Genomic DNA, 24769 nt, shown 5'->3' with positions numbered 1-24769 from the left:
AAGGTCGATTTCCAGCACGGTCTGCCGCGCGTTTTACACCGCCACCGGCGTGATCCAGCGCGGAGCGGCGCTTTCGGCACTATCCACAACCGCTTCCACAAAGGCCACACCCTTCAGCCCGTCATAGGCAAGCGGAATGTTGCGGCCAATCGCACCCGTCTCACGGCCCGCCTTGCGGGCACGGATGGCTTCCGCGAAACCGGCATAGAGGTTGGCGAAGGCCTCCAGATATCCCTCCGGGTGGCCGGGCGGAGTGCGGGTTCGAACCTTCGCATCTTCGGAAAGATCGTCCGCGCCGCGCTTGATGGTCTGCACACGCCCGTTAAGCGGCGTATAGACGAGTTCGTTCGGCTGTTCCTGAAACCATTGCAACGAACCGGTCGCGCCGAAAACCCGCAGACGCACGCCGTTGGAATTGCCGAGCGCCACCTGCGACGACCAGAGGAGCCCCCGCGCGCCGCCCTCATAACGCATCATCACATGGGCATTGTCATCCAGCGCCCGCCCCACCACGAAAGTGGCGAGATCGGCGGTGAGCGACTGCAGTTTCAGCCCGGTCACGAAGCCGGCCAGATGATAGGCATGGGTGCCGATATCGCCGATGGAGCCGCCGCGGCCGTTCTTCTTCGGGTCGGTGCGCCATGCCGCCTGGGCATTGCCCTGCTGTTCGATGGCCGTTGCCATCCATTCCAGCGGATATTCCACCTGCACGGTGCGAACCTCGCCGATCTCACCCGCCGCGACGCGCGCACGCGCTTCATGCACCATCGGATAGCCGGAATAGGTGTAGGTCACCCCAACGAAGCGGCCGCTTTCCCGCGACAGCTTTTCCAGAGCGATGGCATCCTCCAGCGTCGCGGTCAGCGGCTTTTCGCAGATCACGTCGAAACCTGCCTCGATCAGCGCCTTCGCGATCGGATAGTGGGTGAAATTCGGTGTGCAGATCGCAACCGCATCGACACGATCCTCACGGGCAGCCTCGCCGGTAATCAGCTCCTGATAGCTGCCGTAACTGCGGGCCGGGTCAAGCCCTTCATTGATCGCAAAGGCGCGGCCCCTTTCGGGATCGACATCAAAGGCCCCGGTCACAAGCACCCATTTGCCGTCAAGGCGTGCGGCAAGACGGTGGATATTGCCGATATAGGCTCCCTGGCCGCCGCCGATCATGCCCAGACGAAGTGGTCTTTCGATAGTCATTGTTCCTCCAGCCCCAGCATGGTGCGGTTGGCATTGCGGTTCGCGCCGGATTTGACGAAATCGTCAAAGGCGCGGTCCGAAACACGGATGATGTGATCGGCGATGAAACGTGCGCCTTCAGACGCACCGTCCTCGGGGTTCTTGACGAAACATTCCCACTCCAGCACCGCCCAGCCATCAAAGCCGTAGGTCGTCAGCTTGGTGAAGATCGCCCCGAAATCAACCTGCCCGTCGCCGGGGCTGCGGAAGCGCCCGGCCCTTTTTGACCATGGCTGATAACCGCCATAGGCGCCCGATTTTCCGTCTGGACGAAACTCGGCATCCTTGACGTGGAAGGTTTTTATCCGCTGGTGGTAATGGTCGATGAAGGCGAGATAATCCATTCCCTGCAGAACGAGATGCGAGGGATCATACATCAGGTTCGCCCGGGGATGTTCCTTGACCTTGTCGAGAAACATCTCCCAGCTGTGGCCGTCATGCAGGTCTTCGCTCGGATGGATTTCATAGCAGACATCCACGCCATGGGCGTCGAAATCATCAAGAATCGGCGTCCAGCGGCGGGCAAGCTCGTCAAAGCCTTCCTCCACCAGCCCTTCCGGCCATTGCGGATAGGGATAAAGATACGGCCATAAAAGCGCCCCGGGGAAGGTCACATGGCGGTCGATGCCGAGGCGCTTTGAGGCGCGGGCGGCAAAGCGCAGTTGTTCCTCGGCCCATGCCCGACGCTTTGCGGGATTGCCGCGCACATGTTCCGGTGCAAAACTGTCCATGATCGCATCATGGGCGGGGTGCACCGCCACAAGCTGCCCGGTGATGTGCGAGGCGAGTTCGGTGATCTCCAGCCCATGCTCGCCGAGCATGCCCTTCAGATCACCGCAATAGGCATCGCTTTCCGCCGCCTGTTTCATGTCGATCAGGCGCGTATCCCAGGTGGGAATCTGCACGCCCTTGAAGCCCTTCGCCGAGGCCCACGCCGCCAGCGAGGCAAGCGAATTATAGGGCGCCTCATCGGCCGCGAACTGTGCCAGAAAGACACCCGGCCCCTTGATGGTTCGCATAGGCTTATTCCTCCAGCTTTTTCGCCGGCACCGGCGCGTCGTCGTAACCGCCATAGACCGACTGATCGAAGGGGATCACCGCGCCCGTCATCATGCCGCTGTCTTCGGAGGACATCCACAGGATGGCGCGGGCCACTTCGCGCGGATCGAGGATGCGCCCGAACGGCTTGGCCGCCGCCGCGCGGTCGATGAAATCGGGATCGCCGGTCTCGGAAAGGACAAGCTTGCGCTCGTGATCGGAATTCATCCAGCCGATATCGAGCTGGTTCACATGGATACGGTGGCGCATCAGCGAAAAGCCGGCATGGCGGGTGACGGTGGCAAGCGCGCCCTTGGACGCCGCATAGGGCGCAAGGAAAGGCTGGCCTGTCAGACCCGACATTGATCCGACATTAACGACCCGACCCTCGATCCCCTCGCGGATCATCACCTTTGCCGCATCCTGAATGAGAAAGAATGGCGCACGCGTGTTGACCGCGAACATCCGGTCGAAAAGCTCGGGCGTTGTGTTGAGCATGTTGCCGCGATCCGTCAGGCCCGCCGCGTTAACGAGGATATCGACCCGACCGAAGCGTTTGTCCGTCGCCGGAATGATGCTGCGGACATCATCGATATCGCCGAGATCGGCCGCCACCATCTCAACCGGCACGCCTGATTTCTGCGTGATGGCATCCGCGACAGCCTGTCCTTTTTCCACACCGCGCCCGACAATGACGATCCCCGCCGCGCCCGCCTGCGCAAACACCTGCGCAACCGCTGCGCCCAGACCCTGGGTTCCGCCGGTAACAACGGCGATCTTTCCTTCAATACGGTTCATTTCACGACCTCATATCCAGCGGCGTCCATCACGCGCAGCAATTCCCTGTGCCCCTTTCGGGCCATGTCCAGCGGCGGGTTCCTGATCGGGTCCTGCTCCGCCTCGACCACGAACCAGCCCTCGTAACCTTTCGACGCCAGCGCCTTGACGATCGCCCCGAAATCCAGGCTGCCATCACCCGGCACGGTAAAGGCGCCCTTGATGACGGCATCGAGGAAACTCTCCCGGCTCCTGTCCAGCCCGTCGACAACCTCACGCCGGATATCCTTGGTGTGGACATGGGTAACGCGTGCATGGTGGTTTTCGATGACACGCATGACATCGCCGCCCGCAAAGGCCATGTGCCCGGCATCAAACAGCAGGGGCACGGAGGAGTGCTTCATGAAGAAATCAAGTTCCGGCTCGGTCTCCACCACGGCCGCCATATGGTGATGGTAGGAAATCGGCATGCCCTTCGCCGCGCACCAGTCGGCAAAGTCGGACATCTTGCGGCCATAGGCCGCCATGCCCGCCTCGTCGAGCCGGGGCTTCGTGGCAAGTGGTGCGGAGCGCACGCCCTGAATGGAGCGCGCCGTTTCACCATAAACGATGCAGGGCGCGCCGGCGGCGATGAAGAATTCCATCTGCTGCGCGATGCGGTCTTTCTCCGCCTCGATGTCACCATCCAGCAGCAGGCCGGAAAACCAGCCGCCGCATACCGATATGCCGTAACGGTCGAGGATCGGCCCAAGCTCCGCCATATCCATCGGAAACCGGCGCCCGGTCTCCATTCCGGTAAAGCCGGCTTCGCTTGCCTGCCGCAGGCATTCCTGAAGGCTCACATCATCGGAAAGCTCGGCAAGATCATCATTCCACCAGGCGATCGGCGCGATACCAAGTCTTGCTTTCATCTCAGACCCCCACTCGCTGCGCCTTGCGGATGTTTTCCTGCGCAGCGCGGGCGGCACGCACTGTCTCGAAACTGGAGACGGAGGGAACACCGACATCCCAGTCGGCATCGCCCGGCACCCATTTCCAGGCATCGGAAACGATGGAGATGACGGTCACGCCGTCATTGCCCTGCGCCCAGATCATCGCGTCTTCAAGATCGGCAAGGCTCTCGGCCCTGCGCGCATGGGCGCCCATGGCTTCCGCATGCTTGACGAAATCGACATGCAGCGGATTTTCCCTGTCCCTGACGCGGCAATCTGCCAGCAGATTGTTGAAGCCGGGAACGCCCTTGGCCTGCTGCAAACGGTTGATGACGGCATAGCCGCCATTATCGCAGACCACCACGATCATCCGGTGCCCGGTAAGCGCGGCTGAATAGATATCCGAGTTCATCATCATGTAGGTGCCGTCCCCCAGCATGACGATTGGAACGCCGCCGGTACCGCCCGGCCCTTCCTGCGCCATGGAGCAGCCCCAGCCGGCAGCGATTTCATAACCCATGCAGGAAAACCCGAATTCGCAATCGAACGTATTCGGGTTCTTGACCCGCCAGCCCTTGGTCACCTCACCCGGCGTTCCGCCCGCCGCCGCAATCAGCGTATCTTCGGGCCGCGCAACCCGGTTCAGCACGCCAACCACCTGCGCATAGGAAGGAACCGGCGCATTGGTGATGCGCTGGTGTTCGTCGAGCAGATTGTCCCATTCGGCAAACAGCGTTTTGGCCCGCTGCATATGGGTGGCATCGGCCTTATAGGCGCCGAGCGCGTGGTCCAGCTCGTCGATCGTCTCAAGCGCATCGCCGACCACGGAAAGCGCCCGGTGTTTCACCGCATCGAAGCGGGCGGCGTTAACGGAAATGAACTGCGCATCGCGGGAGAAAGCCGTCCAGGAACCCGTGGTGAAATCCTGAAGCCGGGTACCGATCGCCAGCACGACATCCGCATCCTTGGCCAGCGCATTCGCCGAAGTTGATCCGACGATGCCGATCGGCCCGGCATGGACCGGATGGTGATGGGTGAGCGCGCCCTTGCCGGCGATGGTTTCGACCACGGGAATGCCGCGCTTTGCAGCGAAATCGGCAAGGCGCTCTTCCGCCAGCGAATAACGCACGCCACCGCCGGAAATGATGAGCGGACGTTTCGCCTGCGCCAGCAGCCGGGCGGCGGCCGCCGCAGCGTCACGGTCAGGACGCGGCCGAGGAATTTTCCAGACTTTCGGTTCAAAGAAGACCGCCGGATAATCGAAAGCGATTTCCTGCGTATCCTGCGCAAGACCGATAAAGGCCGGGCCGCAATCGGCCGGATCGAGCATGGTGGCGACCGCCTGCGGCAGCGATTGCAGCAATTGTTCCGGCAGCACGATCCTGTCCCAGTAACGCACCACGGATTTGAACGCGTCATTAACGGTGAGTGTCGGATCGCCGAAATGCTCGACCTGCTGCAGAACCGGGTCCGGCAGGCGGCTTGCGAAAGTATCACCTGCAAGGAGGAGAACGGGCAGCCGGTTGGCCATGGCGACGCCGGCGGCAGTGACCATGTTCAACGCCCCCGGCCCGATCGAAGTCGCAGCGACCATGATCTGCCTGCGCCGCTTTGCCTTGGCAAAGCCGATTGCGGCAAGCGCCATGGATTGTTCATTCTGCCCGCGCCAGGTCGGCAACTGGTCCTGCACCGTCTCCAGAGCTTCGGAAAGGCATGTGACATTGCCGTGCCCGAAAATGGCGAACACGCCCGCGAACAAAGGAACGCGCTCTCCGTCGATCTCGGTAAACTGGTTGCACAGGTAACGTACTAGCGCCTGGGCCATGGTCAGGCGTAAGGTCTTCGCGGTCATCTCGCCTCCTCCTGCGGATGGTTGTTGATATGTTTTTGGAATACATATTGACAAATTCGGTACTTTGCAATGATTATTGCCAAATACCTCGGGAGGAAAATTTCAATGCTGAGAATTGCAGTGCTTGGCGTGGGCCGTATCGGCCGCATGCATGCGGAAAACATCGTCGCTCATCCACGCGCGACATTGGCTGGTATCTTTGATGTATACGAGCCCTCGGCGAAAGAAGTTGCCGAAAAGCTGACACGATTTGAGTCGGCCGAGGCGGTTTTTGCCTCGCCTGAGGTCGACGCCGTGCTGATCGCAACCTCAACGCCCACCCATGCGGATCTGCTGGAAAAGGCGGTTGCCGCCGGAAAACCGGTGCTTTGCGAAAAGCCCATCGATCTCTCCCTCGACCGCGTCAACGCCTGTGCAACAAAAATTGCCGGCAGCGATGTACCGATCATGCTCGGCTTCGTCCGGCGTTTTGACAGCGGACACCGCGCCGTGCGTGAGGCCGTCGAAAACGGAACGATAGGCGATCTGCATCAGGTCGTCATCACCTCGCGCGACCCCGGCATGGCTCCCGCCGCCTATATCGAAATGTCGGGCGGCATTTTCCGCGACATGACGATCCATGATTTCGACATGGCCCGCTTCATTCTGGGTGAAGAGATCAGCCAAGTCTCGGCCACCGGTTCGCGGCTGGTCGACCCGGCGCTGATGGAAAAATGCGACGACTACGACACCGTGACCGTGGTGCTGAAAACCGCTTCGGGCAAACAATGCACGATCAGCAACTCTCGGCGCGCGGTATATGGCTACGATCAGCGGGTGGAAGCCTTCGGAAGTGCCGGCATGGCGATTTCCGAAAACCGGACGCTCAATCACCTGCGTCTCCACACCGAAACCGGTACCGACCGGGCAGCACCGCTGATGAACTTCTTCATCGACCGTTATGCCGATGCTTTCGCAGCGGAAATCAGCGCCTTCGTCGATGCGGTGGAACAGGGCAAGGCACCGGAGGTCGGCTTCGAAGACGGCCGGCTGGCATTGCTTCTGGCCGAAGCGGCGATCCGCTCTGTCGCCGAGGGGCGCACCGTCAACACAAGCGAGATCGGGTAAACCATGTACGCGAATTTTGGACTTTTCATAGATGGACGCTGGCTTGCCGGTGCCGCAACCGGCGAGGTTGTCTCTCCAGTCACCGGCGCTGCGCTCGGCAAGGTGACGCTTGCCAACGCCGATCAAACCCGCGATGCGATCGACGCGGCGGCAGCCGCCCTTCCGAAACTGCGCGCCATGGGCGGCTTCGCACGCGCCGAGGCGCTACACCGGGCCGCCGACGAAATGCTGCGCCGTGCTGACGAAGGCGCAACGATGATCTCGCTGGAGACCGGCAAACCGATTGCCCAGGCGGGTCGCGAATGGACGCTTTCCTGCGACCAGTTCCGCTGGTTCGCCGAAGAAGCACGCCGCATTTATGGCCGCATCGTCGACAGCCGGGTGCCCGGTGGTCGATTTGAGGTGACCCGCGAAGCAGTCGGCATCGTCGGCGCTTTCACCGCCTGGAATTTTCCGGCCGCCCTTCCGGCCCGCAAGCTCGCCCCCGCGCTCGCCGCCGGATGCCCCGTCGTGCTGCGCCCCTCATCCCAGACGCCCGGTGTCGCCATGGTCATGGTCGACTGCCTGAGGGCCGCCGGCTTTCCCGATGGCGCCGTCAATCTGGTTGTCGGTTCGACCGCCGATACCTATGGCCCGATCATGGCGGACAAGCGGGTGCGCAAGGTGTCGCTGACCGGCTCCACCCGCGTCGGCCAGCAAATGATCCGTGACGCCGCTGAGACCGTGAAGAAGGTCTCTATGGAACTGGGCGGCAATGCGCCCCTCATCATTTATGACGATGCGGATCTCGACAACGCGCTCGACCTTGCCGTGCCCACCAAATTCGCCAATTGCGGCCAGGTCTGCGTCACGCCGGATCGCATCTTCGTCCACGAGAGCCTGCACGACGCCTTTGTCGACGGTTTCGTGGCCCGCGCGGCGAAGATCAGGCTTGGTGACGGGCTTGATGCCGATACCGGAATGGGTCCGCTCATCAATGCCGGTCGCCTTGAGGACATCGAGGCGGTAGTCGCCGACGCCGTGCGCGCCGGTGCAAAAATCGCCCATGGCGGCAAACGCCCCTCACACCTGAACCACGGTTTCTTTTTCGAGCCCACCGTGCTGACCGGCGTGACGGACACGATGAAGGTTTTTGCCGAAGAAAATTTCGGTCCGATTGCCGCAATCACCCGCTTCAGCACCGAGGACGAGGTTCTGGAGCGGGCCAACGCCTCCGACATGGGCCTTTCCGCCTATGCCTTCACCCGTTCTCCGGACAGGGCACGGCGAACGGTAGCGGCACTGAAATCCGGCATGGTCGGCATCAACAGCTTCGCGCTCGCCGCATCCGAAGCGCCTTTCGGCGGCACCAACCATTCCGGCATGGGGCGTGAGGGTGGTATCGAGGGGATAAGCGATTATCTCGAAACCAAACTCGCCCAGATCGTCTTTTAGAGCATTTCCAGTAAAAGTGCGCAGCGGTTTTACGTCCGGAAAATGCGGAAAAACAAAGGGCTAGAGCACATCCGACGATTCCGTTTACGTGCTCTAGCGACAGACAACCTTGCAGGAGAATCCCATGCGGAAAAACAAGTTGAAGGAAATCTGGGCCGAGGGACGTCCGGTGCTGCATGGCTGGCTGTCCATTGCCAGCCCGTTCAGCGCCGAAATCATGGCGGCGCAGGATTACGACGCCATCTCCATCGACATCCAGCACGGCGCGGTCGACTACAAGGACGTGCTCGGCATGTTCCAGGCAATGCGCGCTTCCGACAAGGTGCTGATGGCGCGGGTGCCCTGGCTCGACCCGGCGTGGATATCCAAGGTTCTGGATGCCGGGGCCTACGGCATCATCTGCCCGATGATCAACAACCGGGCGCAGGCCGAGCAATTCGTTCGTTACATGCGCTACCCGCCGCTCGGGGAGCGCAGCTTCGGCCCCACCCGCGCCGTTTACGCCGCCGGCGGCAATTATGCCGCGGAAGCCAATGACGAAATCCTCGCCTTTGCAATGATCGAAACGGCAGAGGCGATGGACAATCTCGAAGAGATTGCCTCCACCCCCGGCCTCGACGGGATTTATGTCGGCCCCGCCGACCTGAGTTTCTCGCTCTCTAAAGGTCAATTGACGCCTGCCTTTGACCGCGAGGAGCCCGAGGTCATCGGCGCCATCAAGCGCATCCTCGATGCCTGCCACCGCAACGGCATCAAGGCGGCCCTCCATTGCGGCACGGCGGATTACGCGGCACGCGCGGTGGAATGGGGTTTCGACATGACCACAGTGTCAGGCGATTCCCGCCTGCTGGCCGCCGCAGCGACGGAATCGACCGCGACGTGGCGCAGGCTGGTAGAAAAGACCGCCAAAAAAACCGATGGCAAAGGGGGGTATTGAATGCCGAACCTTCTCGTGGCCGGAAAACTTCATCCTTCCGGCGAGGCCATGCTGCGTGACCTGCCGGCCCTCGGCTTCTCCGTCCGCTATATCGAAGACGTTTCCGAAGCCTCCTACGCGCCTTTCATCGAAGAAGCGGATGCCATCATCATTCGCACACAGCCGCTTTCGGCAGCCACCATTGCCAGGGCCGGACGGCTGAAAGTGGTGTCCCGCCATGGGGTGGGTTACGATAGCGTCGATCTTGCCGAACTCAACCGGCGCAACATCGCACTCACCATCGTCGGCGATGTCAATTCCGTCTCCGTCGCCGAACATGCGATGATGCTGCTGCTGGCGGCGGCAAAGCGGGCCATACTCGCCGACCGCGCTGTCCGGGAGACCGGACAGTGGAGCTGGCGCAACAGGCTGGAGCAGCAGGAAATATCGGGCAAGAACCTGCTCATCCTCGGTTATGGCCGGATCGGGCGGCATCTCGCCAGAATGGCTTCGGGTTTCGGCATGCATATCCGCGCCTATGACCCCTACCTGCTGCAATCGGGATGGCCCGAGGGGCCGACAAGACCCGTATCGCTGGAAGAGGGCCTGCCCTGGGCCAACTATATTTCCGTGCATATTCCCAAAGGGCCAAGCCCGGCAATCGGAGCCGCCGAAATCGCACTGATGAAACCCGGTGTCGTCCTGTCAAACACGGCCCGTGGCGGTGTCGTTTGTGAAAAGGCACTCAGCGAAGCGCTTGCCTCGGGTCATGTCGGCGCGGCCGGGCTTGATGTCTTCGACGACGAGCCGCCGGAAAGCTCCTCCCCGCTGCTGTCGCAGTTCAACACCGTCCTGTCGCCGCATATTGCCGGGCTTACGACGGAATGCGGGGAGAGGATGGCCATCGCGTCCATCCAGAATGCCGTCAACTACCTGAAAGGGACGATCGATCCCGGCCTCATCGTCAATCCGGAATTTGCCCATGTCTGAAAAACCCGTTCTACGCGTCGGCCTCATCGGCACCGGCTTCATGGGCAAAGCCCATGTCTTCGGTTTCGCCTCTGCCCAGAAGGTCTTCGACCTCCCCTACCGGATCGAACTGCACACCGTTGCCGACATCACCGAAGATGCGGCTGCACGGGCAGCTGCGGATTTCGGCTTCGCCCATTCCACGGCGGACTGGCGCAGCATCATCGCCGATCCGGATATCGACCTCGTCGACATCACCGCGCCGAACGCCCTGCACAAGGAAATGGCGCTTGCCGCGATTGCCGCCGGCAAACACGTCTATTGCGAAAAACCGCTGGCGCCGCTTGCTGCGGATGCCGGCGAGATGGCGGCAGCCGCGGCTGCGCGTGGCGTCAAAACACAAGTGGGCTTCAACTATCTCTGCAATCCCATGCTGCGGCTGGCGCGGGAAATGGTGGCGGCAGGCGAACTCGGCAAGATACGCGGTTATCGCGGTCTGCATGCCGAAGATTATATGGCTGACGCCGCAGGCGCCTTCACCTTCCGCCACGATCCGGCCGGCGGCGGTGCGCTTGCCGATATCGGCTCTCACGCGCTTGCCACAGCCGAATTCCTGCTCGGCCCGATAACCGAAGTGATGGGGGATTGCGTGACGCTGATTGCCGAGCGGCCGGATGGCAAGGGCGGCACACGCAAGGTGGAAGTGGACGATGTGGGGCGCGCCTTCCTGCGTTTCGCCAATGGCGCGCAGGGCTCGGTCGAAGGCAACTGGATCGCCACCGGCCGCAAGATGCAGCATGATTTCGAGATCTACGGCGACAAGGGTACACTTTATTTCACACAGGAGCGGTTCAACGAGCTACATTTCTATTCCGCTGCCGATCCGGCCGGCCGCCGTGGCTTCCGCAAAATAGAGGCCTCTCCTGACCACGCACCCTATGGCCGCTTCTGCGTCGCGCCCGGCCATCAGCTCGGCTTCAACGACCTGAAAGCCATCGAAATCGAAGGTTATCTCCGGGCGATCGCGGGACAGGCACCAGAGCCTTTCGGCTTCGCCGCCGGCCTGCGCATCCAGCGCCTGGTCGAGACGATCCAGCGCTCGTCATCGGCACGGCAATGGATGGATGTCGCTGCCTGAAATCCCGGATTAAGCGGCGGGCTGCGGACCTTCATGCCTCTTGGAAAACCGCAATAAATATTGCAAGATCATGCCATGAAGCAACAACCGCAGCCCGTCGACCCTCCGAAAGATTACGAAGAACTGATCCGCCTCATCCATGATCGTCATGACCAGATGAGCAAGACCTATCAGCGGATCTCCGTTTATCTGACGCAGAACCCCAATGAAGTCGCAGTGCATTCGGTCAATACCATTGCCGAGCGGCACAACATCCACGCCTCCAGTTTTGTGCGGTTTGCGCAGTCGCTGGGTTACAAGGGGTTCAAGGAACTCCAGGCGCTGTTCCAGAAACGGCTGGCGACGGCGGCTCCGGGTTTCGAGGCGCGCGTGCGCGCGCTCGACGATGAATTGCAAAGCCGCGAGGACCGTTCGGAATACGGTTTCCTTCACGATCTGGTCGTCAGGGATATCGCCTCCCTTCAGGACCTGCTCGAACGCATCAGCGCCGAACAGCTCGGCACCGCCGCCGATCTGATCGAGGCCGCCGGTACAGTCTATCTTGTCGGCCAGCTGCGCTCCGCACCGGTGGCGGAGCTGCTGCGTTACATCCTCACCATGCTCGGCAAGCAATGTATCCTTCTCGATCCCGGCGGCGGGCTCGCCACCCATATGGCGCGGACGATGAAGACCGGTGACGTGCTGATCGCGGTGTCGTTCCGATTTTACGCGACGGAAGTGGTGAATATCGTCGAGGAGGCGGAAAAGATCGGTGTGCCGACCGTGGCGATTTCCGACAGTACCCTGTCGCCGCTGGCAAAATCGGCAAAGGTCCTGTTCTCGGTCCCCGAGCATGATTACAGCTTTTCCCGGTCTCTGGCCGCGCCGATGTGTCTTGCGCAGGCTCTGGCCGTCGCCGTTGCCGCCCGTGTTCAGAAGAACGAAACAGCGCCGCGCATTCCGACGGTGACCGGCCTCTAGGCACCCTCACTCAAAGCCCTGTCACGCCGTCCCAGATAAGCTTCACCGCCACCAGCGCCACGGACACATAGGTCAGTGGATAAAAGATCGAGGCGCGCATGTGGCGCACCGTCCAGGCGCCAAGCCATGTGGAGACGATAGCCAACGGCACCATCAGGGCGGCGCGGCCGAGATTTTGCGCGCCGAAACCGCCGAGAGCCGCATAAGGCACGAGCTTCAGCACATTGGTGATGGCAAAGAACATCACATTGGTGCCGGTGAAAACCTTCGGGTCCATGCGAAGCGGCAGCAGGTAGACCTGTAGCGGCGGCGCGCCGGCATGGGCGACAAAACTGGTGTAACCCGCAAGCAGGCTCCAGAATCGCCCCGCCATTGGCCGCTCCTTCGCAACCGTCACCAGGACGCCCCTTGAAAGCACGACGCGCAGCACGAACACGGCCGAGACAAGGCCGACGATCAGACGCACCACGGCATCCGAGGTGATCTCGGCGGTCATCCATCCAAGCCCGATGCCGAGAACGGCTGCCGGCAGAAGCTGGCGCATGATCCGCCAGTCGACCCATTTGCGCCAGGCGGCCACGCCGACCATGTCCATGACCACCAGAATGGGCAGCAGGATGGCGGCCGCCGTGACCGGTGACATCACCAGCGCCATCAGCGGCACGCCAAGCAGGCTCATGCCGCCGAGCCCGCCCTTGGAAAGCCCGACCAGCACGACGGCAAGCACGGTGACGCCCAGTTCCAGAGGAGAGTTGAATAGGTTCAAGTGCATCTCCTCGGCATTGCCGCCGGCACCCCTGCCGGGGCACCGCGCGCATGAATATCAGCCCTTCCTGAGCCGGGCTTTTTGACGGTAGACATCAGCGACGACCGCGCTGACGATGATCAGTCCCTTGACGATCTCCTGATAGTAAGCATCCACACGCAGAAATGTGAAGCCCGACATCATCAGACCGAGGATCACCGTGCCGATAACGGTGCCGAAAATGCGTCCCCGCCCGCCGGAAAGGGATGTGCCGCCGATGACCGCCGCAGCGATGGCGTCGAGTTCATACATCATGCCCATACCGGCCTGCGCCGTTTCCGCACGGGCAGCGGTGACGATGCCGGCGAGGCCCGCGAGCAGGCCGGCAATGGCATAGACCTTGACCAGATGCACCTGGACATTGATGCCGGACACCCGGGCCGCCTGCATGTTCGCGCCGATCGCATAAGTGAACTTGCCATAACGCGTATAGCGCAGGGCAATGTGGAAGGTGACGGCGACGAGCAGGAAGATGACGACAGGCCATGCGCCCGAGCCGATCGACGCGAAGCTCTCGGTCGGGAAGGAGATCGGTTGCCCCTTCGTATACCACTTGGCGATGCCGCGCGCAGTCACCATCATGCCCAGCGTGGCGATGAAGGGCGGTATTCCCGTGACCGCGATGAGCATGCCGTTGACGATGCCGGCGATCAGGCCGAGACCGAGGCCGACGACCAGCGGCACCACCACGGGCATATCGGTGAGCGCCGGATAGATCGCCCGCGCGAAATCGCTGCTTTGCGCAAAACTCATGGCGATCATGGCCGTCATCGCCACCACCGAGCCCGAACTGAGGTCAATGCCGCCGGTGATGATGACCTGGGTGACCCCGACGGCGATGATGCCGACGACGGAGACCTGCAGGATCATGATCGTCAGGCGCTGCGGACTGCCGAGAAAGCTCTGCCCCTGCACGAACCAGCCGAGCAACTCAAACACAAGTGCGACGCCGATCAGCACGGTCAGAATATTCAGTTCCTGCGGCAGCTTGCGCCTTTTCCGTTCGACCGGTTCGGTCTGTACGCTATCCATGATTTTTCCTCCCCGGCATTGCCGCCGTCGCAGCCTCAGCGGGCCGCCAGTTCCATGATTTTGACTTGGTCCGCTTCGGCGCGATCGAGAATCCCGGTCATATGCCCCTCATGCATCACGACAATCCGGTCGGACATGCCGAGAACCTCCGGCAGTTCCGACGAGATCATGATGACGGCGACACCTTCCTTCGCCAGACTGGAAATCAGGCGATGGATTTCCGCCTTGGCGCCGACATCGATGCCGCGCGTCGGTTCGTCGAGAATGAGGATTGCCGGTTTCGTCAGAAGCCAGCGGGCGATCAGCACCTTCTGCTGGTTGCCGCCGGACAGGTTTTCGATCCGCTCGTCGAGATCGGGCGTCTTGATGCGCAGCGCCTTCTTCATGTCGTTGCACAGCACCGTCAAACCGCGCTCATCGACATAACCCATCGCCGCATGACCATTCTGGAGGGCTGCGATCTGCATGTTTTCAAGGATCGAAAGCGGCAAAAAACAGCCGGTTGCCTTGCGGTCCTCCGTCAGCAGCGCCATGCCCCTGCGCATCGCATCCGCCGGCGAGTGGATCGTGACCGGAGCGCCGTTGATGCGGATGGTCCCTTCGCTCGCCGGCACCACCCCGAAAATCGCCTCGGCGACGTTGGAACGGCCGGATCCCACCAGTCCCGCCACGCCGAGGATTTCACCACGATGCAGATCGAAGGAAATACCGCGGAAAACACCGGACAAGCCGAGATCGCGGACCTCGAGAACCACGTCGCCGATCGATGCCTCCTGCTTGGGAAACATGTTGGTGATCTCGCGGCCGACCATCATTTTTATGATGTCGTCGCGCGTGACATCGGTGCTCGCATGGGTTCCGACATATCGCCCGTCGCGGAACACCGAAAACTCGTCGGCGATCTCGAACAGTTCGTTCATCTTGTGGGTGATGTAGACGATGCCGATATTGCGTGACCGCAGATCGCGGATGATATCGAAAAGATGCGCGACCTCGGACTCCGTGAGGGCCGATGTCGGCTCATCCATGATGAGCACGCTGGACTGGTAACTGACGGCCTTGGCGATTTCGACCATCTGCCGCTGCGCCACCGTCAGTGTGCTGACCTCCGCCGCCGGATCGATATTGATCTTCAGCTGGTTAAACAGCGCCTGCGTCTCCGCCAGCATTTTCGCATGGTCTATGAGGCCGAGACGGTTTTTCGGTTCGCGGCGGATCCAGATGTTCTCCGCCACGCTCATCCAGTCCATCAGCGCCAGTTCCTGATGGATCATGGCGATGCCGCGCTCCAGCGCATCCCGCGGACTTTTGAGGCGGACGTCTTCTCCCCGCAGCCTGACGGTGCCGGCATCCGGGCTGTAAATACCGGCGATGATCTTCATGAGCGTCGACTTGCCAGCGCCATTTTCGCCCATCAGCGCGTGCACGGAACCGGGGCGCAGCCGAAACTGCACATCATCCAGCGCGACGACACCCGGGAATTCCTTGCGCACCCCCTCGATTTCGAGAAGGTATGGGCCGGCGGCCTGCTTGAAGCGTTCGATCGCCTCTAAGGTGGTTGTGGAAATCATATCTCACCCGTCCTTTATCCGGTCAGCGGCCGGGCCGTGATTTGCTGTGCCGGCGACCGAGGCAATGCCCGGTCGCCGGCCACAAATCAGTTGTTGGACTTGTATTGAGCAACATTGGCGGGGGTGACGAGTTCAAAGGGCACATCGACCTTGTGCTCGAATTTTTCGCCACGCGCGATTTTGAGGACGGTATCGAGCGATCCTTCGCCCTGACCCTTGGCAGACTGGTAGACCGTGACGTCAAGGTCGCCCGCTTCCATCGCCGCCAGCGCATCCTGCGTTGCATCAACACCGGCGACGATGACATCCTTCATGCCGACACCGGATGATTTCAACGCCTGGATCGCGCCGAGCGCCATCTCGTCATTGTTTCCAAGCACGATGGTCGGCTTCATGCCGGATGTGATCCAGTTCGTCATCAGGTCCATGGCGGGGGTACGCATCCAGTTCGCGGTCTGCGCGTCCAGCACCTTGATGTCCTTGCAGGCATCGCTTTTGAGGACACGTTCAGCCGCCGCGGTGCGGCCGCGCTGGCCGGTGGTGCCGAGTTGCCCCATGAGAATGACCGCATCGCCCTTGCCGCTGGCAAGCTTGCAAACCTCGGTTGCCTGCAATTCGCCGGCCTGCTCCTCATTGGAACCGACCCATGCCTGCTTTTCCGGGAATTTTTCCATATTGGCCGGCAGCATGTTCACGAAGACCAGTGGAATACCCGCCTGATCAGCGATCTTCGACATCGCCCTGCCGGAATCCGCATCCACCAGCATGGTGATGATGCCATCAACGCCAGCCGCCACGAAGTTTTCGATCTGCGACTGCTGGCGGGCGATATCGCCCTGCGCATCTTCCATCTGGACTTCGACGCCGAGGTCCTTGGCATGGCGCTGAATGTTGTGACGCAATACGGTGAGATAATTGTCGTCGAAAAGCGACATTGCCACGCCGATCTTCTCGGCATAGGCAGCGTTTGCCATCAGGGCGCAGAATGCGGTTGTGATTACGATTTTTTTGATCACGAGATTTTCTCCTCCTCTTTTCCCCGCACGTGACGAATGTGTGCGATCACCCAAACCGGTGCCTCCCGGCCGTCTCCAGGCATGGCTTCGCCGGTGACGGATGCAGCAGCAAAATCCGCCTCAAGCGAAGTCATGTCCTGTCGATCAGTCGAAACGGCAGCACTGTTTGCGCGCAGCTTTAGTGCTGCGCCCGTCTCTCCCATGCGACCGGGTATTTTCCGGGCGCAGTTTCAACATAGCGGGATGGAACAGGATTCGCAACAAAAATTGCAGAATTTCTATACGGCAATAAAATTTCCAAAATCTTGCTGCGGGGCCATCTGCCGACATTCGTCCCGAAGGTAAAAAAGGATCGACAGAACCCGCGCCCTGCGACTTTGCGCGCCGCGCGCTAAAGCTATGCTTGTTTTTGGGAAGAACGGACGCAAAGAGCGGCTGGCACGCCGCAAAGATTCACTCGACGAAAATCCGCACGCTCGAGGCGCGGCCATCGGCATCGATCACCGTGAGGGTGGAAAACCCTTGCCCCTCGGGTCGCCACTCGCTGTTGCGGCGATGGGAAGCGTCGGGCAGAGGCATGCCATTCGCGAGCCAGCGGAAGGGAGCGCGCCCGCCTTGCAGCTTCAGCACCAGCGGTGAAATGCCCGACTGGCCGGAAAGCTCAACCCTTGCTCCTTCCGGCGGATAAACGATGCGCGGGGCGCTTTCGCGTCTCGAGGCTGAAAGCAGGCCGCTTGCGGTTAGGGTGAAACGCCGCTGGTTGGCGGGAAGGTCGGTGACGGCAACGCGCGCCACACCGGAGGGTGCGCCGGGCATCGGCGTGATTGCCACACCGGATTTTGCGAAGGCCTCGAACAGGATCGGGGCCGCTGTCGCGTAACCGGCAATACCCGGCACCGCGCCATTATCAGCCCGGCCGACCCAGACGCCGATGACGTGCCGCCCGTCATAGCCCACCGACCAGGCATCACGATAACCGTAACTCGTGCCTGTCTTGTAGGCGATTCCGCGCTGTTTCATACCGAGCGGCGGCAGCACGCCGGAAAGTATGTCAGAGACATTCCAGATCGCAGCATCGGAAAACAGCCGGTCACCGGCAAGGCGCTCAGGGACTGACCGGACGCCGTCGCCCAACCGCACGGGATCACCGCTGCCGGCAAGCCCGGCATAAAGCTGCACCAGATCAACAAGCGAAATACCCGCCCCGCCAAGCGCAATGGCAAGTCCGGGCGCCTCGCTTGACGGCAGCACCAGCCGGACGCCCGCCCGCCGGAACCGCACCATCAGCGCCGATGGGCTGACCGCATCCAGCAGCTTGACGGCGGGTACGTTGAGCGACAGTTGCAGAGCCTGCCGGATGCTGACATCGCCCTGATAATGCATATCGAAATTGCGCGGTCGATAACCGGAAAAATCCGCCGGGCGATCCTCGATGATGGTTTCCTGCCCGACAAGACCGTCTTCAAAGGCAAGGCCATAGATGAACGGCTTGAGGGTGGAGCCCGGTGAGCGTATCGCCCGGCTCATCTCAACGAAACCACGCCTCGCGGTATCAAGATAATCCGCCGAGCCGACCTCTGCGAGAATATCGCCGGTCTGCGCGTCGGCCATGACGATGGCGACGGAAACCTTGTCGCCAAGCTTTTCCGCCGCATGGCGAGCAACCCCCTCGAGCTCCCGCTGGATCGGCAGTTTCAGCGTCGAGCGCGCCTCTGTGGTATTCGGAAATTTCGCCCGCGCGGCGACGGCCATATGCGGCGCATAGGCCGGCAGGTCGCGCCGGCTGGCGGGCACGGCGGAAAGAGACGCCCGCTCCGCTTCCCCTTCGCCCACCACGCGTTCGACGGCAAGCCGTTGCAGCACCCGCTCGCGCGCCTGCCTTGCCGCTTCCGGAAAACGGTCCGGACGACGTTTCTCCGGCAGCTGCGGCAGCGCCACCAGCAGGGCCGCCTCCGCCGTATCGAGCCGGCCCGGCTCCTTGCCGAACCACGCGAGGCTGGCGGCCCTGACGCCTTCGAGATTGCCGCCATAGGGCGCGATATTCAGATAGAGATCGAGGATATCAGCCTTGTCGAGCCGTCTTTCGATCTGGAGCGCCCGCATGGCCTGCAGCAATTTTGCCGAGAATGAGCGGTCGGCACGCGGCTCGATCAACCGCGCCACCTGCATGGAAAGAGTCGAGGCGCCTGAGACGATCCGACCGTTGCTGGCCAGTTGCCAGGCGGAGCGCATAAGCGCCCATGGGTCGACCCCGTGATGATCGTAGAACCGCTGGTCCTCATAAGCGACCAGCATACGCAGGAACTGTGGATCGACCTCGGCTGCAGTCGTTTTCAGCCGCCAGCGGCCATCCGCTGTCGCAAAGGCGCGCAACAGCTTGCCGTCGCGGTCCAGCACCTCGAAGGATCGTTGCTGCGCAGCCTCCAGCGGCGGCGGATAGGCCTTGTCCAGTGCATCAAGACCGAAGGCCGCGCCGCCGAGAAGCAGCGCGGCTGACACGATGCCGACGATGATCGCCTTCCGTCGCCTCATGGGTTTGCCGAGCGCACCTCCATGCGGCCGGTTGCCGTGCGGGCGGCAAATTGCGGCCGATACATATCTTCAACAGAGGCTGCCGGATGGTCATAGGTGCCCGGAGTAACGGCGCGGACGACATAGGCAAGCGTGATCTCCGAACTGTCGCCGGCCGAGCGGTCGAAGGCCGCCACGAAGCGGTCGTAGCGGAATTCGGTATGGGCCGCTTCCGTTTCCGGCAACCAGTCGAAATTCGAAAGCGCTGCCGAATTGACGAGGCTCGGATTGTCGATTTCGAAACCGGAGGGCAGCAGATCCGTCACGAGAATGCGCGACTGCCAGTTATTTTGCGGCACGACGTTCAGCACCGCGACATAACGCTCGTTTTGCGTGACCTCGCTCGGGTTCACCTCCTCGCCATCCATGGAATAATAGGTGCGGGTGATGGTGAAGCCTTCGCCGCCCGCCGCAAGCGGTTGCGCCGGCGGCGCGACCGTGGTGACAACAGCCGTGACCGGATCGGCCGAGGCATTGGCGATCTTCAAGGGAGCGGCCAGCAATTCATCGCCGCTCATCCGCTTGCCGAAACCGCCGGTCTGCAGGTCGCCGTTCACGTCGAGGCGGATATCCTTGTCCTCGCCTTTGACGGCACGGGCGGCCAGCAGCATCCAGGCCTGTTCCTGGGTGCTGGTATAGGGCTTCTTTTCCCATTCCTTGGCCACCGCACCGGCAAGCTGCGGCACGACGGCCGGAACCGGACGACTTTCGGCCGCAAGCGCCAGTGTCGCCGCGCCGTCACGCAGCGCAGAGCCATAATCTGCCCGCGCCAAGCTGACATTGGTGGCACGGCTTGCCATATCGAGCGAAGCGCCGAACACACTCTTCGAACGGGCCTGATCGCCATAAAGCGAAAGCGCGGCGGCAACCTGCGCCTTGGCAAGCGGCGTCGGGAAATCGGCAAGCGCCGTATCCGCGTAATAACGCAGATCGTTGATCGCCGCCTTGCGGTTGCGTGCCAGCACATAAAGCGAATAGGCGATCTCGTTACCGCGATCCTTGACGTTGCTGTCATAGGAAAGGCCGTTCTGCAGATTGTTCAGCGCCTGCACCATGGCCGCTTCGGGAACATCATAATTCTGCTCGCGGGCGCGGGTCAGGAAGTCGCTGATATAGGCATCGAGCCATAGATCGCCATAACCCGGCGACCAGAGGCCAAAACTTCCGGAACTGGACTGGAAGGACAGCACCCGGTAAATCGCCTCCTGCACCCGCTTGCGGGTATCGGGGTCTTCGGCCATGCCACTATCCTTCGTCAGCTCCGAAAGATAGAGCAACGGCAAAGCGCGGCTCGTCGTCTGCTCGGCGCAGCCGTAAGGATATTTGTCCAGCATCATCACCAGCGCCGGAATATCAAAGGCGGGCGAGCGCGTGACATTGACGGCGACCGAAGAGCCGAGCAGCATGCTGTCGGCCAGAAGATCGCCGTTGATCGTCAGGCTGCTGTTCGGCGCAATCTTGATTTCGCGCCGCGTTGTGACAGGCAGAACGGCCGGGCGCACCGGAACATTCAGAACCTGCTCCAGCGAGACACCCGCAGCATTGGAAACCTTGATGGTGATTGCGCCATTGCCGGGCTGTTCGCCCGTCAGCGGAACCGTCAGCGACGACTTACCGCCCTTTTGCAGCGCCAAGGTCTGCGACATCTCGCCCTGATCGACCGTCAAGGCCGTGTTGCTTGTGACATCCAGCCGGTAATCGCCAGCCTCGCCATCGGTATTGGCGATATCGAGCCGCAACTGCGAGACATCGCCGGGCGCGAGGAATTTCGGCGCGCTGGCCGTGACCACGACGGGATCGCGGATGACGGCATCGGAGACAGCATGTCCCACGCCCGTCTTCGTCCAGGCCACCGCCATGATGCGCGCTGTACCGTTGAACTGCGGAATATCGAAGCTAACCGTCGCCTTGCCGTCACCGTCGAGTTCGACCGGACCGGCAAAGAAGGCCACCAGCTTTTCGGTGGGCGGGCTGCCCTGAAGGGCGGCGCCTGCGCCATCACCGCCGGTGCGCAACCGGCCGGTGGTACCAAGCGAACCGTCAATCAGGCGGCCATAAAGGTCGCGGATTTCCAGCCCCAGCCGGCGCTGGCCGAAATACCATTCATCCGGCTTCGGCGGTTCATAGCGGGTGAGGTTCAGGATGCCGACATCCACGGCCGCAACGATGGCATAGGCCTTTTCGCCGACACCAGCGCCCGCAACCGTGATCGGAATTTCAAGCGGCTGGCGCGGCAGCGTCTTCTGCGGCGCGCCGAGGGTGACGGCAAGCTTGCGCTCGGCCGGATCGACGGCAAGCCATTTGATGCCGATGGCGCGCATCGGCATGCGGCTTTCCTGCGCATCGCCGGGCCGGAACAGCGTGGCCGTGACGTAAGCGCCCGCACCCCATTCCTCGGTGACCGGAATGTCGATCTCGCCGCCATCCGCGCCTATCTCGGCATTCTGAACGGAAATCAGCTTCTCGGAACCGGACGTGATCATCAGCTCACCGGCAAAACGTGAGGAAACCTTGAGTTTCGCCGTATCGCCGATCTTGTAGCTCTGTTTGTCCAGCGCAATTTCCAGCGCATCCGGCGTTTCCGTCGAGCTTGCCTCAACATAAAAACCGGCATCGAATTCAACGCTGGAGACCGGTGCGCCATTACCGGCACCCTCCACTTCCAGCCGGTAGCGGCCCCAGGTGACCGGCACGGAAACCTCGCCGCCATTGGCATCGACGGACAAGCTGCCGGCTTCCTGCTGCTTGGTGTATTCCACCGGCTCGTAACGCCAGGAATTGCCCTGACGATACCATTGATAGTTCCGCTCGACCTTGATGAGCTTCCAGTTGAGGCCGCTCATCGGCTGTTTCACGCCATCGGCGCTGACGCCGATGATGTGGAAACGGCCAACGGAATTCTGGGCGAGATCGCCGGAAAATTGCGGCTTGATGCCGATAACAGGGGCTTCCGCCTTGATAGGCAGCGTCAGCGAGCGCTCCACGGCACGTCCACCCGCCTCCTGCATGCGCACGGTGATGTTGGCGGAAAGCAGCTGCGTGGTGGAGGGCAGATCGGTCAGATCGACATTAAAGCTCGCCTTGCCCTCTTCATCCAGAACCGGCAGATCGGCAAGCGTGGTGCGGTTTTCCTCTTCGCTTTCCTCATCGGCCAGACCAAAGAAATAACCTTCGAAATCGGCGCTGGTGCGCGTCGGCTTGATCGCGACCTCGCCTTCCAGCGTCAGGCCGGCAGCGGGCGCGCCATAGAGATAACGGCCATCGACGTCGATTGCCGTTTCCGCAGCCGGGTCGATCTGTTTTGCCTTGCTGGAAAGATCGAACTCGGTGCGATCAGGCACGAAATCATCGACGAGGAAGCTCTTTTCGCTGATGGCAGCCGTCTTCGGGTCGGTATGGATGCGCATCGTCCAGGTGCCGCGCATGGCATTTGCCTGCAACGGCAGATCGACCGCATGGCCGCCCAGCGCCTTGCCGTCGCTGACGAAACGCCGGTCCTCGACACCGTCAGGGCGCGAGAAGATGAAAGTGAGCGGAAGATCCTCGATTGCCTTGCCGTCGACGTCGCGGGCAAGCGCTGCGGCATGCACGGTCTCACCGGCGCGGTAGATGCCGCGTTCGGTCCAGCTGAACACATCGATCGCGCCGGGTGCTGCACGTCCCGTCACGCCGCGATCCGAGAGGTCGAAGCCGGCGCGGGTCATGTCGAGGAACACGTAGTCCTTGTCGCCGTTGCGTGCGGTGAGGATTGCGGGCGCCTGCGCAGCCGTGCCGCGCATCAAGCCGGCGGAAAACACCGCGCGGCCGTCCGCATCGGTCTTAGCCGTGCCAAGCACCTCATTATTCTTGGCAAGCAGCTGCAAATCCACGTCCGCGAGCGGCTTGGCGCTGCCAAGGGCGCGGACGAAGACATTGAGCCCATCGGTTCCGGCATAGGTCGTGATGCCGGTATCGGATACGAGGAACCATTGCGTGGCGCGGGAATCCCATGTTTCCGGCGCGGTGCCGGGCGGCACGGCTGTCAGCACATAGATGCCAGGTTTCCGCTCCGGCAAAGCTTCATCCACCGGGAAGCTCGTCACCACATCCTTGTTGAGATCCGGCTGGATATCGATCGCGCCCTGCCAGACGAGTTCGCCGATTTCATTTTCGATGCGGTCGGCGTTGTAACCGTCCATCTGCGTCAGAAACTGCGAATTGGAAAGCAGCGCGGTGATGTTGCGATCACCGACGCGATAGAGCTTCAGATCGGCCTTGTCGGCATTAACGGAGACGATCGGAATGCCGCGGCGCGCAGTACCCGGCAGTACGAAATTTTCACCCGTGAAGCGCACGCTGGCGGCGCGGTCACGCACATAAATATCGAGATTGACCTGCTTTTCCAGAGGCTCTTCCACCGAAGACGGCAGGCCGGCGCGCAGCGCTATCTTGTAGCGCTGGCCATGGGTCAGGCCTTCCACGCAGATCTCGCTGCCCTTCGCTTCGATGGCCTTGGGGGCTGCCCCATCCAGCGTGATGAAGGAGGAATAATCGACGCCGTTCTTCACCAGCGGTTCGGAAAACTGCACGCAGGCGCGCGGGCTGACGCTATCGGTATCCACGGTGTTGTTGATGACGCGGAAACCCTGACGCGTGCGCAGATCGGCATAGGCCGCCGTTGTCTGTGCGTTGTCGGTGAGCGCAAGGCTCTCCTTATAGGAATTGAGTGCCGCGCGATAATTCTGGGTTCGCTCAAAAGCCTTCGCCAGCCGGTTCAGGGCCTCGGTGCGGGCGCTGACCGTGCGGCTCAGCTGATAGGCGTTGATGGCGGCAGACGCCGCCTGCCCGGCAATCGAATAATTATCCTTGACCTGCGCCGCCTTTTCCGACAATTCCGCCCAGAGCGCACCGTCATCAGGCGTGATGGCTAGAGCCTGTTTATAGGTCGTGACCGCATCGGCAACATTGCCTGCGGCTGCCTGTTGCCGCGCCGTCTGCACAAGGGCTTCCACGCCCTGTTCGTCACCGTCACTGGCAGCAAGGCCGGATTTCAGCCGGCGGGCTTCCTGCTGCAGGCTATCCGTCACGAAGGAAAGGCGTTGCGGCGCACCGATATCGGCTTCCGTCGCCACTTCCACGATCTTGCCGGCAACCGCGCCGGGGAAAGCGTTCAGCTGGTTGAAATCCGATTTGAGGAAGCACCATTTCACCTTGGGATTGTAGGTAAAGGCCTTGCAGGCAGCGTCGCCGACGCAAATCTCGCCGCATTGTTCCAGCGAGACATTCTGCTCCGTCCGAAGATCGAAGCCGAAATAATCGCCGTTTTGCGTGGTTACCACTTTCCGCGAAGGTTCGGCCGCCGTGGCCGGGAGAAAAATCAGGGCGGTAGAGACCGCAACCAACGAAATCCGGACGAGCGCGCGCAACGACATCAGT

18 protein-coding genes are annotated in these 24769 nt (G+C 61.7%); 6 read left to right on the top strand and 12 right to left on the bottom strand.

The window, feature by feature from the left end:
• Positions 1-33: 33 nt before the first annotated feature.
• From M0412_RS14300 to iolD, 5 genes are read right to left on the bottom strand one after another with little or no spacing between them, the layout of a single operon-like run.
• Positions 34-1197 (bottom strand): Gfo/Idh/MocA family protein, encoded by a 1164-nt coding sequence (locus tag M0412_RS14300; RefSeq protein WP_269699049.1) that lies wholly within the window; start codon positions 1195-1197, stop codon positions 34-36.
• Entirely contained in the window at positions 1194-2255 is a 1062-nt protein-coding gene (locus tag M0412_RS14295; protein ID WP_269699048.1) for a sugar phosphate isomerase/epimerase, read from the bottom strand. Before M0412_RS14295 ends, M0412_RS14300 begins: the two co-directional genes overlap by 4 nt.
• A gap of 4 nt (positions 2256-2259) precedes the next feature.
• Positions 2260-3072, bottom strand: a complete 813-nt coding sequence (locus tag M0412_RS14290) for an SDR family oxidoreductase (RefSeq protein WP_269699047.1) — start codon at positions 3070-3072, stop codon at positions 2260-2262.
• Positions 3069-3962 carry a myo-inosose-2 dehydratase gene (iolE, locus tag M0412_RS14285; RefSeq protein WP_269699046.1) on the bottom strand — a complete coding sequence of 298 codons (894 nt, stop codon included), beginning with the start codon at positions 3960-3962 and terminating at the stop codon, positions 3069-3071. Before iolE ends, M0412_RS14290 begins: the two co-directional genes overlap by 4 nt.
• 1 nt (position 3963) lies before the next feature.
• Positions 3964-5835 carry a 3D-(3,5/4)-trihydroxycyclohexane-1,2-dione acylhydrolase (decyclizing) gene (gene iolD, locus M0412_RS14280; RefSeq protein ID WP_269699045.1) on the bottom strand — a complete coding sequence of 624 codons (1872 nt, stop codon included), beginning with the start codon at positions 5833-5835 and terminating at the stop codon, positions 3964-3966.
• A 105-nt stretch (positions 5836-5940) separates the two neighbouring features.
• Between iolD and iolG the strand changes: the two genes are divergently transcribed.
• The 6 genes from iolG to M0412_RS14250 all read left to right on the top strand — a co-directional run bounded on the left by iolG (position 5941) and on the right by M0412_RS14250 (position 12359).
• Positions 5941-6942 carry an inositol 2-dehydrogenase gene (gene iolG / locus M0412_RS14275; RefSeq protein WP_269699044.1) on the top strand — a complete coding sequence of 334 codons (1002 nt, stop codon included), beginning with the start codon at positions 5941-5943 and terminating at the stop codon, positions 6940-6942.
• Between the two features lie 3 nt (positions 6943-6945).
• Positions 6946-8376, top strand: a complete 1431-nt coding sequence (locus M0412_RS14270; RefSeq protein ID WP_269699043.1) for an NAD-dependent succinate-semialdehyde dehydrogenase — start codon at positions 6946-6948, stop codon at positions 8374-8376.
• 124 nt (positions 8377-8500) lie between these two features.
• Complete coding sequence (locus tag M0412_RS14265; RefSeq protein ID WP_269699042.1) at positions 8501-9313, top strand: HpcH/HpaI aldolase/citrate lyase family protein; 813 nt, start codon at positions 8501-8503, stop codon at positions 9311-9313.
• Positions 9314-10282 carry a hydroxyacid dehydrogenase gene (locus M0412_RS14260; protein ID WP_269699041.1) on the top strand — a complete coding sequence of 323 codons (969 nt, stop codon included), beginning with the start codon at positions 9314-9316 and terminating at the stop codon, positions 10280-10282. It begins immediately after the preceding gene.
• A complete protein-coding gene (locus tag M0412_RS14255; RefSeq protein WP_269699040.1) occupies positions 10275-11399 on the top strand; it encodes a Gfo/Idh/MocA family protein in 1125 nt (374 codons plus the stop codon). The genes M0412_RS14260 and M0412_RS14255 overlap by 8 nt, the downstream gene beginning before the upstream one ends.
• Positions 11400-11474: 75 nt before the next feature.
• On the top strand, positions 11475-12359 hold the full coding sequence (locus M0412_RS14250) for a MurR/RpiR family transcriptional regulator (protein ID WP_080819437.1): 885 nt from the start codon (positions 11475-11477) through the stop codon (positions 12357-12359).
• Between the two features lie 10 nt (positions 12360-12369).
• Here M0412_RS14250 and M0412_RS14245 read toward each other — a convergent pair whose 3' ends face one another.
• The 7 genes from M0412_RS14245 to M0412_RS14215 all read right to left on the bottom strand — a co-directional run bounded on the left by M0412_RS14245 (position 12370) and on the right by M0412_RS14215 (position 24765).
• A complete protein-coding gene (locus tag M0412_RS14245) occupies positions 12370-13125 on the bottom strand; it encodes a sulfite exporter TauE/SafE family protein (RefSeq protein WP_237681410.1) in 756 nt (251 codons plus the stop codon).
• Positions 13126-13182: 57 nt separating this feature from the next.
• Positions 13183-14196: an ABC transporter permease gene (locus tag M0412_RS14240; protein WP_269699039.1), complete on the bottom strand. Its 1014-nt coding sequence runs from the start codon at positions 14194-14196 to the stop codon at positions 13183-13185.
• Between the two features lie 35 nt (positions 14197-14231).
• A complete protein-coding gene (locus tag M0412_RS14235) occupies positions 14232-15767 on the bottom strand; it encodes a sugar ABC transporter ATP-binding protein (protein WP_142856262.1) in 1536 nt (511 codons plus the stop codon).
• Between the two features lie 86 nt (positions 15768-15853).
• Complete coding sequence (locus M0412_RS14230; protein ID WP_269699522.1) at positions 15854-16780, bottom strand: substrate-binding domain-containing protein; 927 nt, start codon at positions 16778-16780, stop codon at positions 15854-15856.
• Positions 16780-16986, bottom strand: a complete 207-nt coding sequence (locus M0412_RS14225; RefSeq protein ID WP_110758044.1) for a hypothetical protein — start codon at positions 16984-16986, stop codon at positions 16780-16782. Before M0412_RS14225 ends, M0412_RS14230 begins: the two co-directional genes overlap by 1 nt.
• Positions 16987-17236: 250 nt before the next feature.
• Positions 17237-19315: a penicillin-binding protein 1C gene (gene pbpC, locus M0412_RS14220; protein ID WP_269699038.1), complete on the bottom strand. Its 2079-nt coding sequence runs from the start codon at positions 19313-19315 to the stop codon at positions 17237-17239.
• Entirely contained in the window at positions 19312-24765 is a 5454-nt protein-coding gene (locus tag M0412_RS14215) for an alpha-2-macroglobulin family protein (protein WP_269699037.1), read from the bottom strand. The genes pbpC and M0412_RS14215 overlap by 4 nt, the downstream gene beginning before the upstream one ends.
• Positions 24766-24769 lie beyond the last annotated feature (4 nt).

The organism is Agrobacterium sp. O3.4, from assembly GCF_041414895.1.
GTDB lineage: Bacteria > Pseudomonadota > Alphaproteobacteria > Rhizobiales > Rhizobiaceae > Agrobacterium > Agrobacterium cucumeris.
Note: the sequence above shows the minus strand (reverse complement) of the source record. Positions and strands in the feature narration are given on the sequence as shown.